General features: G+C 70.3%; 22 protein-coding genes. 7 read left to right on the top strand and 15 right to left on the bottom strand.

Going from position 1 to position 23,852, the window contains the following annotated elements; translation table 11 throughout:
- Nucleotides 1-241: 241 nt before the first annotated feature.
- Entirely contained in the window at nt 242-2,365 is a 2,124-nt protein-coding gene (locus AB0K36_RS06900; RefSeq protein ID WP_364589316.1) for a SpoIIE family protein phosphatase, read from the top strand.
- Nucleotides 2,366-2,437: 72 nt separating this feature from the next.
- Here the strand turns inward: AB0K36_RS06900 and AB0K36_RS06905 are convergent, their stop codons facing one another.
- The 7 genes from AB0K36_RS06905 to AB0K36_RS06935 all read right to left on the bottom strand — a co-directional run bounded on the left by AB0K36_RS06905 (nt 2,438) and on the right by AB0K36_RS06935 (nt 10,149).
- Nucleotides 2,438-3,616, bottom strand: coding sequence for a putative hexosyltransferase (locus AB0K36_RS06905; protein WP_364589319.1), 1,179 nt, complete (start codon nt 3,614-3,616; stop codon nt 2,438-2,440).
- A 701-nt stretch (nt 3,617-4,317) separates the two neighbouring features.
- Nucleotides 4,318-5,157 carry an aldo/keto reductase gene (locus tag AB0K36_RS06910; protein ID WP_364589321.1) on the bottom strand — a complete coding sequence of 280 codons (840 nt, stop codon included), beginning with the start codon at nt 5,155-5,157 and terminating at the stop codon, nt 4,318-4,320.
- A 110-nt stretch (nt 5,158-5,267) separates the two neighbouring features.
- Entirely contained in the window at nt 5,268-6,827 is a 1,560-nt protein-coding gene (locus AB0K36_RS06915) for an FAD-dependent monooxygenase (protein WP_364589324.1), read from the bottom strand.
- Nucleotides 6,828-7,052: 225 nt separating this feature from the next.
- A complete protein-coding gene (locus tag AB0K36_RS06920; RefSeq protein WP_364589326.1) occupies nt 7,053-8,477 on the bottom strand; it encodes a flotillin family protein in 1,425 nt (474 codons plus the stop codon).
- A gap of 149 nt (nt 8,478-8,626) precedes the next feature.
- Entirely contained in the window at nt 8,627-9,133 is a 507-nt protein-coding gene (locus AB0K36_RS06925; protein ID WP_364589329.1) for an NfeD C-terminal domain-containing protein, read from the bottom strand.
- A 348-nt stretch (nt 9,134-9,481) separates the two neighbouring features.
- The gene (locus AB0K36_RS06930) at nt 9,482-10,003 is read right to left on the bottom strand and encodes a hypothetical protein (protein WP_364589332.1); all 522 of its coding nucleotides are present in this window, start codon (nt 10,001-10,003) and stop codon (nt 9,482-9,484) included.
- A complete protein-coding gene (locus AB0K36_RS06935) occupies nt 10,000-10,149 on the bottom strand; it encodes a hypothetical protein (protein ID WP_364589335.1) in 150 nt (49 codons plus the stop codon). Before AB0K36_RS06935 ends, AB0K36_RS06930 begins: the two co-directional genes overlap by 4 nt.
- 119 nt (nt 10,150-10,268) lie before the next feature.
- Here AB0K36_RS06935 and AB0K36_RS06940 point away from each other — a divergent pair, with 119 nt between their 5' ends.
- From AB0K36_RS06940 to AB0K36_RS06950, 3 genes are all read left to right on the top strand, one after another.
- Nucleotides 10,269-10,838: a TetR/AcrR family transcriptional regulator gene (locus tag AB0K36_RS06940; RefSeq protein ID WP_364589338.1), complete on the top strand. Its 570-nt coding sequence runs from the start codon at nt 10,269-10,271 to the stop codon at nt 10,836-10,838.
- 141 nt (nt 10,839-10,979) lie between these two features.
- Nucleotides 10,980-11,180: a hypothetical protein gene (locus AB0K36_RS06945; protein WP_364589341.1), complete on the top strand. Its 201-nt coding sequence runs from the start codon at nt 10,980-10,982 to the stop codon at nt 11,178-11,180.
- The gene (locus tag AB0K36_RS06950; RefSeq protein WP_364589344.1) at nt 11,177-12,073 is read left to right on the top strand and encodes an RNA polymerase sigma-70 factor; all 897 of its coding nucleotides are present in this window, start codon (nt 11,177-11,179) and stop codon (nt 12,071-12,073) included. Before AB0K36_RS06945 ends, AB0K36_RS06950 begins: the two co-directional genes overlap by 4 nt.
- A 186-nt stretch (nt 12,074-12,259) precedes the next feature.
- On the opposite strand, the gene AB0K36_RS06955 is transcribed toward AB0K36_RS06950, so the two are convergent.
- The 5 genes from AB0K36_RS06955 to AB0K36_RS06975 all read right to left on the bottom strand — a co-directional run bounded on the left by AB0K36_RS06955 (nt 12,260) and on the right by AB0K36_RS06975 (nt 16,685).
- Nucleotides 12,260-12,895 (bottom strand): DUF305 domain-containing protein, encoded by a 636-nt coding sequence (locus AB0K36_RS06955; protein ID WP_364589346.1) that lies wholly within the window; start codon nt 12,893-12,895, stop codon nt 12,260-12,262.
- Between the two features lie 87 nt (nt 12,896-12,982).
- On the bottom strand, nt 12,983-13,402 hold the full coding sequence (locus AB0K36_RS06960; protein WP_364589349.1) for a DUF6153 family protein: 420 nt from the start codon (nt 13,400-13,402) through the stop codon (nt 12,983-12,985).
- Between the two features lie 360 nt (nt 13,403-13,762).
- Nucleotides 13,763-14,125, bottom strand: a complete 363-nt coding sequence (locus AB0K36_RS06965; protein WP_364589352.1) for an ArsR/SmtB family transcription factor — start codon at nt 14,123-14,125, stop codon at nt 13,763-13,765.
- Nucleotides 14,122-14,568: an SRPBCC domain-containing protein gene (locus AB0K36_RS06970; RefSeq protein ID WP_189469587.1), complete on the bottom strand. Its 447-nt coding sequence runs from the start codon at nt 14,566-14,568 to the stop codon at nt 14,122-14,124. Before AB0K36_RS06970 ends, AB0K36_RS06965 begins: the two co-directional genes overlap by 4 nt.
- A 677-nt stretch (nt 14,569-15,245) precedes the next feature.
- Nucleotides 15,246-16,685, bottom strand: coding sequence for an FAD/NAD(P)-binding protein (locus tag AB0K36_RS06975; protein WP_364589356.1), 1,440 nt, complete (start codon nt 16,683-16,685; stop codon nt 15,246-15,248).
- A 196-nt stretch (nt 16,686-16,881) separates the two neighbouring features.
- Here AB0K36_RS06975 and AB0K36_RS06980 point away from each other — a divergent pair, with 196 nt between their 5' ends.
- Entirely contained in the window at nt 16,882-17,988 is a 1,107-nt protein-coding gene (locus AB0K36_RS06980; protein ID WP_364589359.1) for a LuxR C-terminal-related transcriptional regulator, read from the top strand.
- On the opposite strand, the gene AB0K36_RS06985 is transcribed toward AB0K36_RS06980, so the two are convergent.
- Together AB0K36_RS06985 and AB0K36_RS06990 are read right to left on the bottom strand one after the other, a co-directional pair.
- A complete protein-coding gene (locus AB0K36_RS06985) occupies nt 17,973-19,148 on the bottom strand; it encodes a serine hydrolase domain-containing protein (RefSeq protein ID WP_364589775.1) in 1,176 nt (391 codons plus the stop codon). The genes AB0K36_RS06980 and AB0K36_RS06985 overlap by 16 nt on opposite strands.
- Nucleotides 19,149-19,371: 223 nt before the next feature.
- Nucleotides 19,372-20,268: an alpha/beta hydrolase gene (locus AB0K36_RS06990; protein ID WP_364589362.1), complete on the bottom strand. Its 897-nt coding sequence runs from the start codon at nt 20,266-20,268 to the stop codon at nt 19,372-19,374.
- A gap of 107 nt (nt 20,269-20,375) precedes the next feature.
- Between AB0K36_RS06990 and AB0K36_RS06995 the strand changes: the two genes are divergently transcribed.
- Nucleotides 20,376-21,410 (top strand): helix-turn-helix domain-containing protein, encoded by a 1,035-nt coding sequence (locus tag AB0K36_RS06995; protein WP_364589365.1) that lies wholly within the window; start codon nt 20,376-20,378, stop codon nt 21,408-21,410.
- A 771-nt stretch (nt 21,411-22,181) separates the two neighbouring features.
- On the opposite strand, the gene AB0K36_RS07000 is transcribed toward AB0K36_RS06995, so the two are convergent.
- Complete coding sequence (locus AB0K36_RS07000; protein WP_364589368.1) at nt 22,182-22,520, bottom strand: MerR family transcriptional regulator; 339 nt, start codon at nt 22,518-22,520, stop codon at nt 22,182-22,184.
- 857 nt (nt 22,521-23,377) lie between these two features.
- Here AB0K36_RS07000 and AB0K36_RS07005 point away from each other — a divergent pair.
- Nucleotides 23,378-23,767, top strand: a complete 390-nt coding sequence (locus tag AB0K36_RS07005; RefSeq protein ID WP_364589371.1) for an ATP-binding protein — start codon at nt 23,378-23,380, stop codon at nt 23,765-23,767.
- Nucleotides 23,768-23,852: the final 85 nt, after the last annotated feature.

Here is a 23,852-nt window from a genome sequence, read left to right on the forward strand (position 1 = left end):
TGCCGGTACACCAGGGCGGACGTATTGTCCATATATGGTCGATGAACGGTGTGATCGAAGCGGTGCGCGGCCACCGGATCCGGCCGGTCCGGTGGCTCGGTCGGCGGTCGCCGCGCACCGGCGGGCGGGAGCCTGCCGGTCCGTGGGTGTCGCACGACCGGCCGTGACCGGCGAGGCGGCCCGCAACCGCCACCGACACCGCGGCGACGTCACCTCACACACCGTGGCCGGGTGAAGAAGCATGCAGCCCGCCGACACGGACACGTCCTCCGGTCCGGGGCTCGAGCAGCTCGTCCCCGTCATGGGCGACGTCGTGCGGGACACCGGGGCATCGGTCGGAATGGTCTACCTGTTGGAGCCGGACGAGCGCATGCTGCGTCTGGCGCTGGTTTCCGGGGTGGCCCAGCGGATCGCCGCGCCGTGGTCCCGCATCCCCTTGGACACGTCGATCCCGGTGGCCGACGCGATGCGCAGCAGGCAGCTGGTGTGGCTGGGCAGCCAGGAGGAGATCGCCCGCCGTTATCCGCGTCTGGGGATCGTGCTCCCGTACGACTTCATGCTCGGCGCCGCGCCTGTGGTCGGCGGGGATCATGTGTGGGGCGGGATCGTGCTCTTGTGGCCGATCTGGCACCCGCCGCAGCTCAGCGCCCACGAACGGGAGGCCGTCGACGGCTTCTGCCGCCGCACGGGGGACATCCTGCGGCACGCGGCCGACAGCGGTCACCGGCTGCTGCCCGAAGGCGAACCACGGATCGTGACACCGCCGCGCCCCCGGGAGGCCGACCCGGCGCAGGCCAGGGCCGCGCACAGATTCGCCGAACGTCTGCCGGTGGGCTGCTGCGCGCTGGACCTGGAGGGCCGGATCACGTACATCAATCCGGCCGGCTCGGAGCTGGTCGGCGCCGGAGCGGCCGCTCTGCTCGGCAAACGCCCGTGGGAGATCCTTCTGTGGCTGCAGGACCCGGTGTTCGAAGAACGCTACCGGGCCTCGGTCGTCTCCCGACAGCCGACGTCATTCATTGCCCTCCGCTCGCCGGACACGCGGTTGCTCTTCGAGCTGTACCCGGACGAGAGCGGCCTCAGCGTCCACATCACGCCCGCCGCGGAGACCGAGGGCGCGCCTGCGGCACAGCACCCGTCCCGTCCGGCGGAGGCCGTCAACGTCATGGCGCTGTACCAGCTGACGCATCTGGCGGCCGCCCTCTCGGAGGCCGTGAGTGTCCAGGACGTGGTCGACCTGGCGGCCGACCAGATCGTTCCCGCGCTCGGTCCGCAGGGCCTGGTCCTCATGACGGTGGACGAGGGGCGACTGCGGGTCGTCGGCCACCGCGGCTACAGCGGCGAGTTCCTTGAACGGATCGACGGCATGCCGCTGAACTCGGACGTCGCCGGCGTGCACGTGGTGACGACGGGAGCGGCCGAGTTCTTCCCGAGCTTCGACGATTTCCGGCTCGCCCATCCCCACGCCCCTCGCTACGGGGACAGGAAGGCGTGGGCGTTCCTGCCTCTGACCGCCTCGGGCCGCCCGGTGGGGTCCCTCGCCCTCTCCTACGACCGGCCGCGCCCGTTTCCTCCGGCGGAACGATCCCTGCTGACCTCACTGGCCGGGCTGATCGCCCAGGCTTTGGACCGCGCCCGGCTCTACGACGCCAAGCACACCCTCGCCCACACCCTGCAGACAGCGTTGCTGCCCCACACCTTGCCTCCCGTCGCCGGCCTGGACGTCGCCGCCCGTTACCGCCCCGCCGGCCACGGCATGGACATCGGCGGCGACTTCTACGACCTGATCCGCTGCACGGCGACCACGGCGGTCGCCGCCATCGGCGACGTCCAGGGACACAACACCACCGCCGCGGCCCTCATGGGCCAGGTCCGCACCGCCGTCCACGCCCATGCCACCGCGGGCGCGTCACCCGGCGACATCCTCACCCGGACCAACCGCCTGCTGACCGATCTGGACCCCGGTCTGTTCACCAGCTGCCTCATCGCCAAGCTCGACCTCGCCCGCCACCGGGCGCACATCGCCACGGCCGGGCATCCGCCGCCGCTGCTCCGCCATCCGGACCGGCGCACCGAGGTTCTCGACATTCCCCCGGGCCTGCTCCTCGGCATCGACGAGAACGCCGAATATCCCACGACGGAGATCGCTCTCCCGTCGGGCGCCGTTCTCGCCCTGTACACCGACGGACTGGTGGAGGTCCCCGGCGCCGACATCATCGACACCACGGACGGTCTCGCACGGCGCCTCGCGGACTGCGAAGATCACCACCTGGACGACATCACCGACTGCCTCGTGCACCACGCCGACGGCTCTGCCGCCCGCACCGACGACGTCGCTCTGATCGTCGTCCGGCCGCAGCTCTGATCAGCCGCGGTCCTGATCGGCCGACGTGCGATTCGAGCGCGCCGCGTCGCCGGACGTCGACGTCGCGCGACGCTACGGCGGCCCGGAACCGTGCAGCCAGAACGCGCCGTAGACAGCCGCCGCCAGGGCGGCCGTTCCGACGATGACCCACGCCTGCTTCCCTCTGGTGCGGCTCAACATGTTCGCGACAGGGATGAGAAGCGGAAAGGCAGGAATCAGCAGCCGGGGCTTGGACCCGAAATATCCGGAGGCACAGACCGCCAGGACCACCACCACCCCGCAGTACACGGTCAGTGCCACAGGCTGCTTCTCGGTGATGGTTCTCCTGTAGAGCCAGCCGATCGCGAACACGCCGACGAGGAGAGCCAGTCCTGCGAGGAAGGCCGAACTGAAAAGGAGGCCGGCGATGAATTTCGAGAAGGCGAGCCCGCCGTCGAATCCGTTGCCCCACTCGGCCTGCACGTCGAGGTAGCCCCAGGGTGAGCCCACCCGATGACCGACCCACAGTATGTAGCCGACGGCTCCGAGAGGGGCGACGAGCAGGCCCGCGATCATCCGGCCCGTCGGCCGGGCCCCGGCCGGACTGCCGGATGTCGCCCGCATATGGACGATCGCTGCGGCCCATACCGCCGCGGTGACCGCCAGTCCGACCGGGCGCGTCAGGCCGGCCAGCGACGCGAAGACGCCGGCGCGCATCCAGTCCCCGTTGACGGACCACCGCAACGACCACACAGCCAGAGCCACGAACAGCGATTCGCTGTAGGCCATCGACTGGACGATGCCGACCGGCAGCGCCGCCCAGAGGACAACGGCGAAGAGACCGCTCCTGGGTCCGTACAACTGCTCCGTGACCGTGAATATCCCGAATGCCGCCACGAGGGACGCGACCGCGCTGATGAGGAGACCCGAATTCGCGGGGCTCAGAGACGTGACCGCCGACACCAGCGATTCGAGCCACGGCAGAAGCGGGAAGAAGGCCATGTCCGAAAGGACTCTGCCGTCCGGCGCCTGGAGAGTGAACCCGTAGCCTTCTTCAACGACCCTTACGTACCAAAGAGAATCCCAACGCCGCGCGAGCAGATCGGTCGCGTCGCGACCTGTGGCCCAGGACCACAGAAAGAGCACAGCGAGGCAGAGAAAACGAATTGCGGAATAAGCGAGCAGTGCAGGAGCGGCTGCTCTGAGCGCCCTGACACCTGAATGTCCCCGTACACCGGAAACGGTCGGCTCTTCCGGCCGGACAATCACCATAGGTGCTTCTGTTTTCTCTTCACACGAAGAGGTTCGCTGGGGGACGGCTTCCGCTCGGCCTCTTCCCGGTCGACGGCGGCCCGGCATGTGCCGGCCGCTCGCGCTCGACGCCCCTCCGGGGCGAACCACCACGTCACACTGCCGACGAACCCGGGTCGGCCCCCGACGTCGCCCATGATCGTGCGGCCGGTAGGCACCCGTCGCCCGGCGGCAACCGTCGGGACCGCTTCCGCGAGCACGGGAACAGCGCCGAGTACGACGGTCGACGACTCAAGCGGAATCACCTTTCCCCCTTTTCTCTTCCCACGCTCAGTGAGCAGCACTTCGCCGCGATCTTCACACCACGGTCACACCATCGTAATCACCTTCGCCGCCACCCAAGGACATTCAATGCTTATCAATACGGACACGCCGACTCCTCCGTGACCTCCATGAGAATGCACCCAAGGGGCGGAGTGGGCATGAAACTGCACAAAAGGGGCGAGCGGTAATCGTCGGCCGTGTCGCGCGAGGACGCTTCCCGTCGCCAGGACAGCGCGTGGAATCTCAACTCGCCGGATCATGCGCATGGTTGCGCCCAAGGCCCCCGGTTCGGTACGCACCGTATCGATCGCTGGGGACTGCCCCTCCTTTCCGCAGGAAAGGCCCGCAGCACGCCGCGGAAGCCGAGTCGGGCCGTCGCTACGCGGGCGGCCGTGGCCCTAGGCCGGCGCGGGCAGCCTGTCGAGGCGGTCGCGGTGGGCAGGCGACAGCTGGAGACGTTCGGCGGCGAGGTTCTCTTCCAGGTGGTCGATCCGCGTGGTGCCTGGGATCGGCAGCACGACCGGCGAGTGCCCGAGGAGCCACGCGAGCACGACCTGCGTAGGTGGGGCGTCGAGCTCGGCCGCCACGGCGGCGATCCCGGCCGTCGCCCCGGACTTGCCCCAGGCGACCGGCCGCCACGGCAGAAATGCGATCCCGGCCGCTTCGCACGCCGCGAGCACGGGCTCGTGCTCACGGTCGAGCAGGCTGTAGCGGTTCTGCACGCTCGCGATGTCGACGATCCCTCTCGCCTGCTCGAGCTGGGCGACGGTGACCTCGGACAGTCCGATCCGGCCGATCTTGCCCTCGGTCCGCAGCTCCCGCAGGGTGCCGACCTGGTCGGCGAGCGGGGTCTCCGGGTCGATGCGGTGCAGTTGGAGCAGCTCGATCCGCTCGACGCGCAGTCGGCGCAGTGCTTCCTCGACCTGGTCGCGCAGGACGTTCGGCCGGCCGTCGAGCCGCCACTCCCCCGAGGTACCCGATCGCGCGACGCCGACCTTGGTGGTGATGACCAGCCCCTCCGGGTAGGGGTGCAGGGCCTCGGCGAGAAGTTCCTCGTTGGCTCCCCCGCCGTACAGGTATGCGGTGTCGATCAGGGTGACGCCCAGTTCGACGGCCCGCCGGGCAACGGCGAGAGACGATTCCCTGGTCGGACCCGGCTCGGTCGGCAGGTGCATGGCCCCGAAGCCCAGCCGCCGTACGCTCAGGTCGCCCCCGATACGGAACGCGTTCGATGTCATCTGCCGCCTTCGCCCCCTCGTCAACAGGCAACGCTAACAGGGCAGTCGGCCACGGCCGGCCGCCACGGGCCACGTCGCGGGCCGTGGGTTCCGCCCTGCGGGGGGTGCCCTCAAGGGACCGGGCGTTCCGGTTGCCGGAACGGGAGCCAGTGGTCGAGGTAGGCGATGAGGCCGGTCAGGTCCGTGCCTGCCGCGAGGTGACCGATGTAGCCGTCGGGCCGCACCAGGCAGTGGGCAGTGCCGGCCCAGGGAGCGTCCGTTCCGAGTCTGTGCACGTGGAGGAGACCGGCGCGTGCCGCGTCGAGGGTGGCGGGGTCGGGGGCGCTGTTCCAGCTCTCCGGCGGACCGCACAGAAGCAGGTGGTAGCCGGCCTGGGCCGTCAGGGCCTGGAGGCCGTGCGGGGTGTCCGGCAGCCGGTCGCCGGCCTCGGGGCCGCGGCCGGGTGGCCTGGAGCCGGCGGTGGTGGCCGGGCTGCGCCGGTAGTTGACGGCGAGTTGGCCGAGCCGCCGGAAAGCGGCGGCACGCAGCGGCGCGGGGCGCAGGACGAGCGGTGCGATGCGGGGCGCGAGGTGGAGGCGGGCCGATCGGATCAGGGGGTGGGCACTGGTCGCGATCTTGAAGGCGAGGTCGGTGAAGCGCAGGACGCTGCGGCCGACCGGTGCGCGTTCCGGTTCGTAGGTGTCCAGCAAGGCTGCCGGTGCGGTGCCCCGGCAGACGTGGGCGAGCTTCCAGCCGAGGTTGAGGGCGTCCTGGATACCTGTGTTCATGCCTTGGGCGCCGGCCGGGCTGTGGATGTGGGCCGCGTCGCCGGCCAGGAAGACGGGCCCCGCCCGGTAGCGGACGGCGCCGCGGTTGTGGATGCGGAAGTCGGCCATCCACACCGGGTCGCGCAACCGCAGCGGCAGGTCCACGTAACGGTCGACGAGGGACTGGAGCATCGCCAGGCTCACATCCGGGTCAGCGGCACCCGATGTGTCCGGGGGCCGCATCGCGAGCATCCGCCAGGTCGCGGGCGACACGAGCGGGAAGAAGAACACCATCCCCGCGTCGGTCATGAAGGCGTGCGCGGCTCCCGGTTCGAGACCGTCGGCCTCCAGGTCGGCGAGCAGGAACGTCTGCGGGTAGGAATGGCCCTCGAAACCGATATGTGCCTGCCGGCGCACTGTGCTGCGGGCCCCGTCACAGCCGGCCACATAGCGCGCGGTCACGCGCTCCTCGGTCCCGTCGCCCCTCCTCAGCCGGCAGACCACCTGCTCGCCCGTGACGGCCAGTTCCAACAGCTCGACACCCCGCTCGAGGGGGGTCCCGCTGTCGGCCAGGAAGCGGCCGAGGACGCTCTCCGTCTCGGCCTGCGACAGGAACAGCAGGAACGGGTACGGAGTATCGGCGACGCCCAGGTCGAACAGCGGCACCCGCACCGTCCGGCCCGGCAGATGCAACGTCAGCCGCACCGCCGGATTGCCGCGCCGCACCAGCTCCTCGCTGACCCCGAAGGGGGCGAGGGCCTCCAGGGTCCGCGGCTGCACGGCCAGGGCACGGGACTCGCGGGCGCGGTCGAGGTGCCGGTCGATGATCCGGAACCGGGCGCCGTACGCGTGCAGTTGCGCCGCCAGGGCCAAGCCGGTCGGCCCCGCACCCACGATCAGCACATCCAGCGGCGGCTCCGTCATGCCTGCAGTGTCGCCCATCGGCCCGCCTCGTCCAAGCAGCGGCAGCGGCCGGTCGGGGCCGGGCTGCCGATCTCGGGCTACCGGTGTTTCGGGCTGCTGGTGTTTTCGGGCTGCCGGTGTTTCGTCGAGGGCGCGGCGGCCGGTCGGCGCCCCGCCATGGTCCCGCCCGCACCGCGGCGCCGTCCGACGGCGACACCGTGGACGAGCGTCAATGGTGGCCTCTCCTCACAGACCCGGACGGTCGGTGATCTCGATCGCCCCGTCGCCGTCGCGTGCCTTCGCGTCTTTCCCGGTGAGGCCCTTGAGAAGCTCCGCGAGGTCCACGCCGGTGGTCGAGCCCAGCAGTTCGAGCCCTTGGGCGACGTTGTCGGCGACGGCGCGGGGCAGTTTGCCCGCACCGTCGGTGGAGATGACGGTCAGCTTGTCGATGGCGGACAGCGGCTCCGCCGCCTTGGCGACGACCTGCGGCAGCACCTCGACGAGCATCTGCAGCACGGCCGCGTCCCCGTACTGGGCGAAGGCGTCGGCCTTCTTCTGCATCGCGCCGGCCTCTGCGGCGCCCTTGGCGGCGATGGCGGCCGCCTGCGCCTCACCCTCGATGCGTACGGCGTCGGCGAGTGCGGCCCGGTGGGCCTTCTCGCCCTCGCCGGTCAGCCTGGCGCGCTGCGCCTCTGCTTCGGCTTCCTTGACCTGTGCGATACGGCGGGCCTCTGCCTCCTGCTCCGCCTGGTAGCGGGCGGCGTCGGCGGGCTTGCGCACCCTCGTGTCGAGCTCGCGGTCGGTCAGCGCGGCCTGGCGTTCCGCGACCTTCTCCTGCTGGCTGAGGATCTCCTGCTGCCGGTCGGCCTCGGCGAGCGGCCCCGCGGCTGCGGCTTTCGCGGCGGCCACGTCGGTCTCGGCCTTGATCTCGGCCTGCTTGAGCGCGAACGTCCGCTGGGCGACGGCGATCTCTTCCTCCGCCTTCAGCCTGGCCTGCTCGGACGCCCGGCGGGCGACGGCCTCGGCGATGTCCGCCTCCTGCTTGGCGCGCGCCGCCTCGGGACGGCCGAGGTCCTCGAGGTACGAGCCCTCCGTGGTGATGTCCTGGATCTGGAAGGCGTCCAGCACCAGTCCCTGCCCGGACAGGCTCGCCTCCGCCTCCTCGGCGACCTGCCCCGCGAACGCCGCCCGGTCCCGGATGATGTCCTCCACCGACATGCGGCCGACGATGGAGCGCAGCGCGCCGGACAGCACTTCCTGGGTGAAGCCGACGATGCCGTCCTGCTGCATGAGGAACCGCTGAGCGGCCGCCCGGATGGAGTCCTCGGCGCCGCCGACCTTGACGATCGCCACGCCTTCGAGGTTGGCCTTGACGCCGCGCAGGGTGACCGCGCCGCGTACGGCGACGGGGATGTGCCGGCTGGACAGGTCGAGCGTGAACTTCTGCTGCACGAACGGGACGACGAAGACGCCACCGCCGACCACGACCTTCTGACCGCTGTTGTCGGTGGACACCCGGCCGGTGTCCGGGTCGGTGGACGTCTTGCCGCGTCGCCCGGTGATGATGAACGCCTCGCTCGGCCCGGCGACCTTGTAGCGCGTGATGACGACGAGGGCGAGCAGGACGACGAGAACGATGATGCCGACCACTGCGGTGAGTACAGGGCTCATGGCAATCCCCCTTGGGTGGACCGTGATCAGGACAGGCACAGCACATCGACACGGCCGGACGAGGCAGACCGGCCGGACATCGGATCGATCAGGCCGAACGGGCGTCGGACCCGGCGGCCCGAACAGTCCGACAGCCCGAACGGGGCGGGTCAGCGTTCGACGGGGCGCACCGCGACGGACGTGGCGCTGAGCAGGGACTCGACCCAGACCTCGGCTCCACGCGGGACCGGAGTGGTGCTCTTCGCCGCGTACTTCGAGGGCTGTCCCCCGGGGTACAGCATCACCTCGCCGTAGCCCTCCGCCGGAATCGCGGTGACGACGATCCCGGCGATACCCACCAGGTCCTCACCACGCAGGGCCGCCGAACCGGAACCCCGCATCAGGACGCGACCGGCCTTCCAGGTCAGCGTGCCGGCCCCGAGACCGGCCACCACCCCGGCACCGGTGGCCGCGCCGGCACCGAGCCCGGTCGTTCCCAGAACGATCGCCCCGACGAAACCGAGCATCGACACGAACCCGGCGACGACCGGAAGCGAAAGGAATCCGTCCACGCCGCCGCCCAAACCGTCGAGGGCGCCCTCCAGCAGCCCGTCGAAGACCAGGGACAGGACGAGAAGCACCAGGCCTGCGATGCCGAGACCGAGAAACCAGCCCATGTGCGCCCCCGTCCCGAACACCGATCGCCGAGCCCCGTCGCCGACGACGCGGTGATGCTCCCATCCTTCGGGCTCCAATACATTGCCGGGATCCGGCAGTCTTTACGCTTCCTTGATGCCGTGATGTGCTCGCTTCCCGCCCGGACGGCATGAGCCGCAGTGTGCAAGACGTGCTGACGTCCCCAGGTCCCGACCGCCGCGGGCCCGACGGGGATCGGCGGGACGGCCAGGCCTGCCGGAACGCGGCAGGAATCCGCCGCGTGACGGTCGGTCACCGACCCGCGGGCCAAGGCAGCCCGAGAACGCCACCGGCCGCGGTCCGCCGAACGGAACGGCGGGCCGGACGTCCTAGCGCGGCGCGGCCGCCCGCATGCGGCGCTGCCCGTAGCGCGTCGCCCCCCGGGGCTTGAAGACGGACAGTGCGACCGCGACGAACAGCACGAGGAGCGCCGCACCGGCGTCGGCGGCCAACTGGAGGCGCAGGCCGCCGAGTTCGCCGTCCGTCAGGGTCGCCTGCCTGACGGCGTCGGCCATGTGGCCGATGGGCCGCATATGGACGAGCAGCAGCGCGGTGGCCAGGACGCCTATCAGGAGCTTGACCAGAACCCAGTAGTGGCGGAACAGCCCCCAGACCGTGCCGAGTGACTGGATGAGCCCGGTGAGAAGACAGGCGAGCGCGAGCGGCACGATGACCAGCCGTGCGGTCAACTCCATGGAGAGGTACGCGGCCCGCACGGTCTGAGGGTCCTGGCTGGTCGAACCGGTGACGGCGAGAACGAGGAAGACGGCGACCGCGCCGATCCAGCCTACGGACGACGTGACGTGCGCGGTGAGTGCGATCTTGCGTGTCCGGGGCGTCATGGTCGTCATGGCGTGTGCCCTCCCATGCCGCCGCCGGCGAGATGCACGACCACGATCACCACGACGAGCAGGAGCGCGATACCGCCGAGCACCTTCACCCAGCGCGGCGCACCGCCCTCGTCCGGAGGTTCGGGAGTGGCAAGCGGGTCTGTCATGACGGTCCTCATCTGTGGCGGTCATCCGCGGCCGGAACCCCGTGCCACGCTTTTACGAGACAGCGTGTCTTCACTATAGCCATGCCGTTTCGCATTGGGGCGGGCAGCATACTGAGGGCGTGCCCAAGCTGTGGAACGAGACGGTCGAGGAACACCGCCGCGCGGTGCGTGACGCGATCCTGGACGCGACCGCGCGCCTGGTCGCCTCCGAGGGTCTGCGGTCGGTGACGATGTCGCAGGTCGCCACGGAGACCGGCATCGGTCGGGCGACGCTCTACAAGTACTTCCCCGACGTCGAAGCAGTGCTGCTGGCGTGGCACGAACGCCAGGTGCACGCCCACGTGGCGCACCTGGCGGAGGTCAGGGACCGGGAAGGCGCTCCGGTCGAACGGCTCCGGGCGGTACTTGAGGCGTACGCGTCGATCGCGCACGAGCGTCACGGTGACGAACTGGCGGGCCTGCTGCACCGCGGGGAGCACGTCGACCGGGCCCACGGGCATCTTCACGGCATCATCCGCGACCTGCTCGACGAGGGGGCCCGCAGCGGCGGGATCCGCCGCGATGTCGCACCGGACGAGCTGGCGAGCTACTGCCTCCACGCGCTCACCGCGGCCGGCGGTCTGCGGAGCAAGGCCGCGGTCCGCCGCCTCGTCGGCGTCACTCTGACGGGACTGCGCCCCGAGCACTGACCGCATTCGGCCATGGCCGGCACCCACCTTGGGGACCGACGCCCCCACCCATGGAGTGATCTCTCCCACACGCTGTCACAGCGACCGGCCGCCCGGTGTCTTGAGGCCGAATCCCCTCGGCACCGACGCGAAGGAGACACCATGGCCGCGATCACCGATGTGGTCGTGACCGGCGGCTGCGCCGGAGTCACGGCCGCCGGGGGCGGCGCGGCGCCGGCCACCGCCGAATTCGTAGCCCAGGCGACGCATCGCCGGGCGGTCCGGTCGAATACCGCTGTGGATGCACGTTCGAAGGCCGTCGGCGATCAGGCCCGGCCGCGAAGGAAAGGGGTCGACGGATGAGCGACCAGCACGCGGACCCGGCGACCGACACCTTCGTCGCCCACCGCAACCTGCTTTTCACCGTCGCCTACGAGATGCTCGGATCGGCCGCCGACGCCGAGGACGTCCTCCAGGAAACCTGGCTGCGGTGGATCAAGGTCGACCTGGAACAGGTCCGTGACCACCGTGCCTACCTGGTCCGGATCACGACCCGGCAGGCGCTGAACCGGCTGCGTACCATGAAGCGCCGCAAAGAGGCCTACGTCGGCCCCTGGCTGCCCGAACCCCTGCTCACCGCACCCGATGTGGCCGAGGACGTCGAACTCGCCGAGAGCGTGTCGATGGCGATGATGCTCGTCCTGGAAACGCTGTCGCCGACAGAGCGCGCCGTCTTCGTGCTGCGCGAGGCGTTCGACGTCGGCTACGACGAGATCGCGGCCGCCGTCGACAAGAGCCCCGCGGCCGTCCGCCAGATCGCCCACCGCGCCCGTCGCCACGTCGACGCCCGCCGCCCCCGCCAGGCGGTCACCGCCGGACAGACCCGGGCCGCCCTGGAGTCCTTCCGGCGCGCTCTGGAATCCGGCGACACCCAGGAACTCCTCGACGTTCTCGCCCCCGACATCGTCCTGATGAGCGACGGTGGCGGCATCAAGCAGGCCGCGCTGCGGCCGATCGTCGGCGCCGACAAGGTGGCCCGCTTCATGATGGGTGGTCTCGGCAAGAACAAGCGCCTGATCACCGTCTCTCCCACGGTCGTCAACGGCAGCCCGGCACTCCTCGTCCACCTGGACGGCGAGATCGACGGCATCATGGCGATCAGCGTCGAGGACGCCCGGGTCACGGGCCTCTACTTCGTCCGCAACCCCGAGAAGCTGAACCGCGTGGAATCCGAGACGCCGCTCACCCTGCGCTGAACACCGGCGGCCGAGCCTTGCCGTCGAAGCGGCGGCCGCCCCTGCCGGCGCCAGAACCGGCCGGCACCGTACCCGGCCGGGACAGCACCGGACCCGGCCGGGGCAGCCGGTGCCGTCGGCCCCGGTCCCCTCGGCCGGGGAACAGCGGGGGCGGCAGCGCCGCCCCCGCTCCGGGGAACTCCGCCGTCAGTTCTTGCCGAGCAGCTCGTTCATGCGCGTGATCTCGGCGCTCTGGGAGGTGACGATGTCGCCGGCCATGTCCTTGGCCGGCCGGTAGGAGCCGTCGGCCTGTTCGGTCTTCGCCATGTCGACGGCACCTTCGTGGTGCTTGACCATCATCTCGAGGAACGCGGTGTCGAAGGCCGCCCCCGACGCCTTCTCCAGCTCCGCCATCTCCTCGGGCGTCATCATCCCGGACATGGAGTGCCCGGCGTGCTCGCCGCCCTCGTCCTCCTTGGGGACGTCCTCGCCCCACGAGGTGAGCCACCCGGACAGGGTCTTGATCTCCGGGTCCTGCGCCTTCTTGATCTCGGCGGCCAGCGCCTTGACGTCCGCGGAGCCCGCGCGGGTCGCCGCCAGGTCGGCCATCTCCACGGCCTGCCGGTGGTGCGGGATCATCCCCTGCGCGAAGGTCACATCGGCGGCGTTGTGCTCGCCCTCCTGGGCGGAGGCCGACGTCGCGGTGCCGGGCGCCGAGGGCGCGTGGCCGCCGTGGCCGGAGGAGCTGTCGTCTGCGCCGCCGCAAGCGGCGAGCAGAACGGCGGCGGTGGCCGCGGCAGCGACAGCGGCGGCGCGACGGATCATGGAACGGTGTGCGGTCATGGTGGTGCTACTCCTGTGACGGTGCTTCGATCGGGCATGGTTCGCACGGCGGCACCGGCCGGGAAGACCGGCGCGCCGAGGGTTGCCCTATATGCGCAGGAGTTGCAGTTCACTCAGTGACGGCGGGGCGCGGACGCCTGGAGCCGCATCGAAGGCAGCTGCCGGATGATCCGCGGCGGGCGCCGTGCAGACCACTGACGGGACGAGGGCGGGAAGTGCGGGGGCCGCGCTCGTGCCGCTCGCGGCGCAGGTCTCGTCGGCGTGCGAGAGATGCCCGCTCCCACCGTTGTGGTCGTCCCCGTGTACGCAGTCACAACCGGCCGGGTCGTCGTGCACCTCGGCGGGAGCCGTCGGAGCGGCGGTGGTCGACACCGTGCCGGTGGCAGCGACGGCGGTACCCGGCGCCAGTCCGTGCATGGCCACTACGCCCAGAAGGACGGCCAGCACCAGCATCACGTAGGCACGGGCCCTGGAGGGGCCGACCTCGCGGCGGGTGTGCTGACTCATGCCCGCATCCTAACCAGCCACCCTCCGCCTGGCGCCGAGCACCGCACCACCGGGCCGCCGAGCACCGCACCTCCGAGCACCGCACAGCACCGCCGGCGTCGTTCTGCGCCGAAGCGCCCGGCGACCACCCCCGCGGCCACGGACGCCGGTTCCGGGACACCGAAGGTCAGGCCGGTGGTGGGCGGGCAGAGGCCCAGGACCCTGGGGCATGCGCCACCGCGGCTCGGTGTGCTCGGGTCGCTCACCGAGCCGCGGCGGCAGCGACTCCGGTTCCGTGGCCGGGCCGGCCCCGCGACCGACTGCCCCACAGCTCACCGACGCCCGGTCGGCCTTCGGCCGGAGGAACGGCGGCCCGGAGCGCTAGCGCGTATCCCGCTCCGCTTCCTCCGCCGCCTCGGCGACGCGCTTGATGTTCGCCAGCCGCCGATCCCAGTCGGCGGCGAGCGCGGCCATCCATCGCGCCGTCGCGTCCAGCGCCGTGGGCCGCACCGCGTACCGCACCTCGCGCCCCACCCGGGTCCCGGAGACCAGCCCGGCGGCGTCCAGCACGGCGAGGTGTTTGACCACCGCCTGCCGCGACACGGGAAGTTGCTCGGCGAGCGTCGTCGCGGTGGCCTCGCCCTTCGCGGCGAGCAGTTCCAGCAGTTGACGCCGCGTCGGGTCGGCCAGCGCGACGAGCACGCTGTCGACGGCCTCACCGGCGCCACGAGCTCCGTCCGTCACGCGGACGGCTGCTCGGCGCGCGTCTTGAGCGCGTCGAGCTCCAGGGGCCAGCCCTCGCTGTGGTCCTTCCGGTTCTGGCTGCGCAGTTCCTGGGACCCGGCCAGCGCCGCGAACCCGCTCTCGACGACGTGCAGCCGCGTCTGCCCGCCCTCCTGGGTCAACGTGAACTCCACAAGGGTGCTGTTGTCCTCGCGCAGTTCCTCGCCGGGGAACGCGCTGGTCCAGCGGTACGCCAGGTACGTGGGCGGCTCGACCTTCTCCACCCGCACCGGGAAGTCGCCGTGCTCGGCGTTCTTGGCCACCATCGACTCACCTTCCCTGGCCACGGTGCCGGGCAGGCTCGCCTTGTCGGCCACCCAGAACCCGGGCTGCGCCACCAGCGACCAGACCCGCTCCAGCGGTGCCGCGATGAGGGTCTCGCTTTCGATCCTGTCCTCGCTCATGAGGGGACTCCTTGTTCGCTCCGCCATCAGATGCAACTCCAGAGTTGCACATCAGAATCTGAGGTGCAACCCAAGGGTTGCACCAAGCGGTGCTCACTCGCCCCTCGCCGAGCCGGAGCGCGGCAGTTCACGCACACAGCAGGTCCCGCACCGCATCTCAACGGAGGGACGGACGGGACGCGAAACGCCCGACCGGAAGACCGCACGGGCCATGGGCCGCAGGCAGCGCGCACCATCGGGAGCCGCGGCGCTTCGTCAGAAGATCAGATGGTGCTGTGCGACGAGCGCTATCGTGGCCGCCATGTCCGCCTCGCGGCCGTAGGGACCGATCGGGCCTCCCCCAGGTCGCAGTGGACGACGATGATCTTGTCCTTGCAGCCGGCCCTGGCCGCCCAGGTCGCCGGCCGGTGGAGCATCACGAGCGAGTCCTTGCCCGCGCTTCTTCCACCATCTGGTGCAAGGTAGTTGGCTGTCCCGGTGATGGGACTTGTCCAGGTAAGAGCAGGGAATGCCTCGTTAGCCAAGCAACAGTAGTGTTGTCTTTCTCGATGAGGGGTGGGAGGTCGGTCCGGAGGTTCTGGGGTGCATCGCGCCGTACCTGACCGAGCCTTTATGCACGTACAACGGAAAGACCACCCCGGCGGGAAACCCGTTCGACCCGCACGTTCCATGGTCGGTTAAGACATGGCTCCGCTATCGCCGGCCGCGACGATCGTCTGCGCGGCCCGTGCCGCTTGGGCCGCTACGCCCGCAATGCTTGACGTAATGAACGGACCGCCCCCGGCGAGGTCTCCCACCACGTGCAGGCGCGGGTCAGCCGGAACCAGCCCACCGGCCGGGTGCAGCTCGGCGGAGCCGTCGGCCAGCAGGGCCGTGACCAACTGCCCGGCCCTCCGAGGGATCGCCTGCGGTGGCGGGTTCACGGCGTTGATGACGGCGTCGAAAGTGCGTTCGTCGTCGTCGCGGCGTACCCGGAACACCCCGTCCGCCGCCTCGATCTTGCGGACGCCCGGGGCGATGGTGAGTTGCCCGGAGTCCAACAGCCGCATCATGGTGGCGGCGTTCACCGGGACCATCGGTGAGGCCACACTCGTCGCCATGCGGAAGTGACGTCGTAGCCGCAGGCGTTCGGGTTCGGGCAGGAGCCGCCACGCATAGGGTCCAACGCTGTGCGCTGTCTCCTGGAGGACCCGGCGGCCGATCCTGGAGTCGTCGACAGCGTCCAGTTGCGCCCGCAAGCGCCGGACCGGATCTTCAGTCATGGTCGCCAGCAGTTCGGCCATGAAGGATTCGAAGTCCTCTCCCGTTTCGGCCAGTTCGGCTCGCAGCAGCCCTATGAGGTCCTGGAGGGCAACGGCACCGTGGTGCTGGTGCAGGGCCGCCACCCGCTCGGCGGTCACATGCTGCGGCCGGTGCTCGACCGGGCGCTGCCAGACGTGGGGCAGCACACCGCTGCGGGACAGCAGCGTGGTCGGCCCGGTGTGCCCGCGCGTGGCGAGTGACACGACGACGTCGACCGCGGTCAGTCCGCTCCCGATGACCGCGACGTTGCTGTCGGCCGCGACCTGGTCGAGTATGCGTGCCAGCGGGTACGGATCGTCCACGAAACCGGAGGCGCCGCCGAGACCGTAGTGGTCTTGCGGCGTTCCCCCGCCCACGCACAGGGCTACGTGGTCGGCCTCGTGCCCGCGTCCGTCCTCGGTGCGGAGCGACCAGCGGGCCCCGGACCGGGCTGCCCCGGTGACGTGGGCGGTGACGACGCGCACCCGCCAGCCGTCTTCGCGCAGGGTGGCCAGCGCTGTCTCGGCGGTGTGTGCCAGGTACTCGCCGTAGAGCGCGCGCGGAACCAGCGGCTGTCCGAGCCGTTCGTCGAGGTGAACCGGGCCGCGCGTGCCCAGCCAGGCCGCGTAGTGCGCGAAGTCCAGGTGGCGGATCGACATGATGGCCGGTGGTGCGTTGACCAGCACCGTGTCCAGGTCAGGGCCGTACGGGCGGCCTCGCCAAAGATGCGGGGACGGCTCGAACACCGTGATGGCCCCAGGGCTGTCGGCGGTGGCCGCCAGGCTGTCCAGCAGACCGACCGCGGCAGCACCCGCTCCGACGATTGCGATGTCCATGTTCTTCGTCCTTCCCTTCACGTTCCGGGCCGCCGCCGAAAGGAGCCGCGGCCTCATCGAGACTCGCCGCCCCCAGTGCCGAGCCCCATCCCCCGCGAGGGGTGACCGGCCGGAAATAACCCCCTCAAACGGGGGGTTGGTGCAGGACAGGAGGGCGGGCAGGCTGGCCTGCATCCAGACCACGGGAGGGATCTCCATGTCCGATGCGCGCCGCCACGCCGAGGTGCTGCCAGCTCACGCCAAGGTGCTGTCGGGTGCGGATCGGGCCACCGACACACGCGAACTCTTCAGCCGGACGTCCGCCAAGCTGCGGCGTCACATTCCGTTCGACTCGGCCGTATGGGCGGCCACCGACCCGGAAACCGGTCTCATCACCGCGCCGATGCTGGTGGAGTACCTCGGCTCCAGCGAGGGCTGCGCCGAGTACTGGGAAAGCGAACTCCTGGAGGAGAACGTCCTCCCGTTCCGTGACCTCACCCGCGCCGCCGTCCCGGCGGCCGGTCTGCGCGCGGTCACCGGCGACCTGCCCGCGCGCAGCGCGCGCTTCCGCCGGCTCCTCGGGAGTCAGGGCGTGGACGACGAGCTACGGGCCGTGCTGCGGGTCGGCGACCGGCCATGGGCCGTGGTGAGTCTGTTCCGTATGAGCGGTGGCGCCCCGTTCGGCCCGGCCGAGACCATGCTGCTGGCCGGTCTGTCCGGTCCGCTGGCCTCGCGGCTGCGCCGGTTCGCCCGCCCGTCCGCGTCCGGCGGCGGAACCGACGCACCCGCGCCCGGACTGGTGCTCTTCGATCCTTCCGGCGAGCCGACGTCGATCAACGAAGAGGCGCGGCAGCACTTCTCTCAGCTCCCTGAAGGTCCCTCCACCCCCTCGCAGTTGGGCCTGAGGCTGCCGATCTGGGTGGTCGCCACTGCGCTGCAGGCCCGGGCGATCGCCCGGGGCCGCGACCGGGCAGGCGGCGCGAGGATGCGCATCCGAACCGTTGACGGCCGCTGGTTGACCTGCCACGCCTCCTGTCTCAGCGGCCCCGCTGGGCAACCCGGTCCCGTGGCACTCGTCATCGAGCCGGCGGCCGCCACCGACCGGGCGGTCCTCATCGCCGAGGCGTACGGCCTGACGCCGCGAGAGCTGGAGATCACCCAGCTCATCACGCGCGGGCTGCCCACCACCGAGATCGCCGCGACACTGTTCATCTCCCCGCACACCGTGCGCGACCATCTCAAGGCCGTCTTCGGCAAGGCCGAGGTCTCCAGCCGGGGCGAACTCGTCGCACGACTCTTCGGCGAGCACTACCGGCCCGTGTGAGCACCCCACCCGTCAGGCGTCGAGGCGGCGGCGGCAGGTCTCGATGTCACCGAGGTACTGGGTGACATGTTGTGAGCCTTCTCGGCCTGGGCGTTTGCGTCACCGCACATCACTTGCCGGTACAGCGACTTCAGCGCGGCGTCGATGGGGTGGTGTTGCGGCTTCCCCGAGGAGTCCGGCTTGTTCCACCTCTGAAGGTTGAGCGCGACGGACAACTGGCGCTCGCCGTCGGCCCGGGTCAGGGACATCGTGCCGGCGCCCCACACCGTGCCGTCGTGGCCCCAGAAGGTGCCGCAATCCCGGATGGCGACCTTGTGCAGACCGAGGCCGTATTCGATCAACGATCCGTCCAGCGCGACGACCGGGACCGTGCGCTGCATCTGCGCCAGCGACGCCTGGTTGACGATCTTGCCGTCGAGCAGCTTGCCGTAGAAGCGGTTGAGATCCTCCATGGTCGATACGAGAGCGGCCCCCGTTCCCGTCCACGACATGTTGTAGACGCTGTAGTCGCGCGGCGGGTCGTTCAGGCCCCACAGAGACTCGTACATCCGCGAATGCGGTCCCTCGATACGCGGCCTCGCCGGAAACCCGGTGTGCCGCAGCCCGGCACGCTCGATGACATTTCGGGTGATGTACTTCTCGGCCGTGGTACCGGTCACCTGCTCCAAGAGCTGGCCGAGGAGCAGGTAATTGGTGTTGGAGTACACGCCCGGAGTGGCTCCGGGCTCCCCGGCGGGAGGCGCGTCGACCCCCATCTTGATCAGCTCGGCCGGGCGGAATTGCCTGAACCGGTTGTCGTCCAGGCTCTTGGGCGACATGTCCTGCAGAGAAGGGAACGCGTAGCGGATGTAGTCGGGCAGGCCGCTGGTGTTGTTGAGCAGCATGCGCACCGTGATCTTCTTGCCGCGCTCCCCCGGCACCAGCTGCGGCAGGTAGCCGCCGATGGGTGCGTCGAGCTGGATGCGGCCCTGCTCGACCTGCTGCATGACTGCGGCGGCGGTGAAGGTCTTGGTGATGCTGCCGACGCGCTGGCGCATGTCGGGCGTGACGGGACGGCCGGTCCTGACATCGGCGACCCCGGAGGCGCCGCGCCATGTCCGGCCGGCATCGCGTACCTCGGCGTACACCCCCGGCACGCCGGCGCGGTGGACACCGTCCATGGTGGACTTCAGCTCTACGGGATCGAGGCCGGTGGCCGGGCTCGTGCCGGCAACCGGCGCGGCCCTTGTCCCGTCGGGCGTGGGAGCTGCCGCCACCGTGCCCGCACAGACGCTCAGCGCGGCCACGCTTCCACATATCGCCAGTCGGATCTTCAAGACACCGGTCCTTTCGTGATCGATGAGTGCAACGGGGGCTGTCCCCAGGCCTTTCGGTATCCCCGGTTCACTTGGCCAGAGCGCGCCGCAGGGCGGCGCCGAGTTCGGCGTTCTGCCGCTGCGAGACCTCGGCGGACAGGATCGCCTGGGAGCCGTGGAAGGTGCCGGGCCACTGGTGGAGCTCGACCGACACGCCCGCCTGCATCAGGCGCAGCGCGTATGCGATGCCCTCGTCGCGGTTCGGGCAGAACTCGGCGGTGGCGATGTAGGCCGGTGGCAGGCCGGAGAGATCGGCGGCCCGAGCCGGGGCGGCGTACGGTGTGGCGGGCCGGGAGCCCAGGTAGTGCCGCCATGCTGCGGCGAGCTTGTCGCGGTTGAACCAGGGCGTTGCGGTGAAGTTCCGCGCCGACCACGTCTCCTGCCGGTCGTCCAGTCCCGGCTGGTTGAGCAGTTGGAAGTGGATCACCGGTCCCTGCTCGTCGCGCGCCCGCAAAGCCACCGCGGCCGCGATGTTCGCCCCGGCGCTGTGTCCTCCGACCGCGATCCGCGCCGGGTCGATGCCGAGTTCGTCCGCGTGCTCGGCCGTCCAGGTCAGTACGGCATAGGCATCGTCGAGGGCGGCCGGGAAGCGGTGTTCGGGCGCCAGGCGGTAGCCCACCGAGATCACCGCCGCCCCGGAGAAGCCCGCGATCCGGGCGGCCCAGGGATGCTCGGTGTCCAGGTCACCGAAGACCCCGCCGCCGCCGTGCAGCCAGACGATGGCGCCTTGCGCCTGGTGCGGGCGGTAGACCCGCACCGCCACGTCCGGGTCGGCGGACACCGTGCGGTCCTCGACCTCCATGTTCGAGGTGTCCGGTGCCGGCGCCGCGGCGGCACGCTCGGAGAAGTTCTTGCGCGAGGTGACCGGGTCGTTCATGTCGAGTTGCGGGAGAAACGGGATGAAAGCTTCGAGTTCGGGATCCATGACGACCATCCTCACGGTCGTCACCCGGTGGGTCACCCGCCATCCGTCGCGCATCCCACCGCCAACACGCACCAATCGGCGCGCCCTGATCCTTCTATCCTTCTGCCATGGAAGCACTGGCCGTTCGGCTGTCGGGACTCGATCCGTACGTCGACGGCGCGATGCGCATTGTCGCGTTCTACGACACGCTGATGCGCCGACGGGTGGACCTCCCGGCGCTCGCCCGGGCCTCGGCGGGCCTGGCCGAGTGCGTAGCAGGGATTCGGCTCCACGGGACGGGGCGGGTGACCCGCGTCTCGCCCGACGGCAGTCAGACATCCACCCCGCCGGTACCCGCGTCCACAACGGTGCCGATCACTCTGGATGAGGAGGAGATCGGCACGGTGTGGCTGGAACGCCCCAGCCCGCCGAATCCCCTCGACGAATTGCTCCTCGACCGGCTCGCCATCGCCGCCGCGGCCGTCGCCGAGCAGTACGGCCCGGCCCGCACTACCATGGCCGACCCCGCCCTGGTCGAACTGGCGATCAGCGCCGACAGCGACGAGGCGGCCAGAGCCCGGGCGCTACGGCTGCTGGGTTTCGCCGCCGACCTTCCGGTCCGCGTCGTCGCCGTACGGTCTCGGCTCCCGCTCGGCCGTCTCGGCGGCCTGTTGTGCCCGGCCGGCCCGGTGAAGGCGGCACCTCTCGCCGACGTGGGCGTCATCCTGGCCGCCGCCATCGACCCGGCCAGGTTCCCGGCGGGCGTACGTGCGGGCATCGGCGCCGCGCAAAGCCCCGACCTCTCCTGGCGGCAGGCCCGCACCGCCCTCCGCTTCACCGGCCCGCGCGAACCGGTCGTCCGCTACGCCGACCTGGGCGCGCTGGCGCTCCTGGCCGAGATACCCAAGGACGCCTCGCGCGACAACGCCGACGTGGCCGCCATTGCCCGGATCTCCGGCAACCCGGAAGACATGGAGACGCTGCACACCTACTGCGCCACCGGCTCCCTACGCCGGGCCGCCGACCTCCTCCACCTGCACCACAGCAGCGTCGCCCGCCGACTCGAACAGGTCGCAAAGACCCTGGGCATAGAACTCACTGAACCTACCGGACTAATGCGGGTCAGGCTTGCCCTCACCGCATGGCGGCTACTCGACGGCTGAGCAAATCCGCCCCGTCACCCGAGGTGCCCGCACACGGTGGTGCGCTCGGCGCCGCCAGCTCCTCGGCCTGGCAGAGCGCAGCGCCGCCCGAGACCAAGCGAGCAGGTCTCTCCCCCCACCTCGCACGAAGGGATGTCAGCGCACCGGGTGTTCTGTGCATGCCCTGTGATCAGCGGCTTTGCCTGCCCCTGTCCGCCGATCTTGGGCTGTGGGAAGATGTTGTTCATGACTGATGTCCGAAGGGGCCGTGCCGCGTAGAACGCCAGTTTCACTTCGACCGCGTGAACGCGTATGGGGACGGCCCTGGGTGCGCTATCGCGATGTCCACAGACTGTCGGGGGCAGCGAATGCGGCCGTCCGCACACTCGAACGAGAACGACTGACCCCAGGCATCGTGTCGGTGGCACTGAGTGTGTGGTCTGTCCGGGTCCACGGGACCAAGCGCCGTTGGAGGCGCTGGGAGGCCGAGTTCACCTGCCCGTGCTGCGGTGAGGGCTGGGCTCGGGACAAGCTGCAAGAAGCTCTGCTCATGCTGCCCCCGAGCGCCGCTGCCGAGCTTCAGGTACAGGTCGAGAGCCTCGATGAGTTGCTGCTCAGGCGAACACATCACGAGCCCATGGCGGATCCGGAGTTGGCGTGGTGGCACTGCCGGTGCTGAAAGCTGACCGGGACGCTACACGTACGCGCATTCCGTCACCACCGGCAACGCCTCATGCCCGTACTCGGCATGCGTGCGCGGGGCCTACCGGTCTCCGGCGGGCGCGCACTGTCTCAGGCCGCGGCCGTTGGGGTCGCCGATTCGGCCGTGTGGCGGTGTTCGGCATTGATGCTCCGGGCTTCCTCGAGCTGGTCCTCGAGGATGATGATGCGGCAGGCGGCCTCGATCGGGGCGCCCTGGTCGACGAGTTCCCGGGCACGGGCCGCGATGCGCAGCCGGTAGCGGGAGTAGCGGCGGTGTCCGCCCGCGGAGCGCAGCGGTGTGATCAGGCGGGCCTCGCCGATCGCGCGGAGGAAGCCCTGGGTGGTGCCGAGCATTTCGGCGGCCCGGCCCATCGCGTAGGCGGGGTAGTCGTCGTCATCGGGACGGCCGAACGAGTCGTCTGCTGTCATCGCACCTCTCTGTGAAACACGCTGGAGGGGCCCTGGTGCCGTACGGCACCAGGGCCCCGAAGGAACTGCTACACCATCTGCCGGCCCTGGTACTGCGCCGGCGTTCTGTTTCCGCAGACCCGACCGGAATGCTGTCGGGGATGCGGGGATCGCGGATGTGTGACCGGAGACCACCTCACTATCGATGTCCTGCGGTACCCGGATGCAAGACTTCCGTCCGGGCGATCCTGATGGCGCGGGTTCCTCCGTTCTTCCTCGGCGATCAACTGCGTACTGCTGGTACTGCGAACTGCTCAGTGGCCTCTGACAGCGCCACCTTCGGCAGCCAGCCCCGTCGCCCATCCTGCGTCTGCTCTGGCTTAGAACCCCACTGCCGAACTTCCCGATGCGCGCGTCCGCAGCCGACGCCTTCACCGAGGTGCTGCTCACTGACTTCACTGCTGGCTTGTGCGAACTTCGCTTACTGGTACTGCGTCAACTGCGGTACTGCTCACGGCGGCCCCTGATCACTGCGGGCCACCCGATCCGGTCGCCAGTCCCGTCGCCGTCCTGCACCAACCCTGGCTTCGAAACTCCGCCACCGCACCGTCCTGCCAACTGCACCTGCGAGTACCGCTGTTGGTACTGCTTGCCCGGCGGTTCGTCTCTGCCAGGCCCTGCTGTCTTTCTGGGCTACGAGAGAGACCATAACCAGGCCAACACCCAATGTCTACTCCAGCCAACATAGATTTTCGCGTGTTCGACGATGAGGTAATCGGTCTCGAACGGAGACTTTGGAGGGGTTGACGAGCCGCAGGCCGGGCACAAGCGGCAGTCAGGACCGGGCAGGACGATGCAGAGACAGGGGTGGTGGCCTGATGGACACGATGAGCGTCACCGTCGCAACCGGCCGCCCCGAGACATCCGTCGCCGGGGCACGCGAGAGCGCCCGGGACTTTCTTGAAGGACTCCTACATCCGATCGCTTCCGAAGCCGCCGACACCGTGATCCTGGTGGTCTCGGAGCTCGTCACCAACGCCCTGCGCCACGGCGGCGGCGCCTGCACCCTGGACCTGACCGCAAACCCGGACAGCATCGAAGTGGCCGTGCACGACCGCAGCCCGCGGCCCCCACGCATGCGCACCCCCGACCTGAACGGCGGCACCGGAGGCTTCGGCTGGCCCATGGTCAACCGCCTCGCCCACACCACCTCGGTGACCCGCCGGACGTCCGGCGGCAAGACCGTCAGCGCAACTGTCGCCCGATAGCGCCAAGACCGACGGGGTAACCGCTGTACCGACAACCTCGGCCAGTAGGTGCGGATTTCGGCCATCCGCTCCGGCAGGTCGGGGT

Origin of the sequence: Streptomyces kurssanovii (assembly GCF_040677245.1) — a bacterium.
In the GTDB taxonomy this organism is placed as follows: Bacteria; Actinomycetota; Actinomycetes; order Streptomycetales; family Streptomycetaceae; genus Streptomyces; species Streptomyces kurssanovii.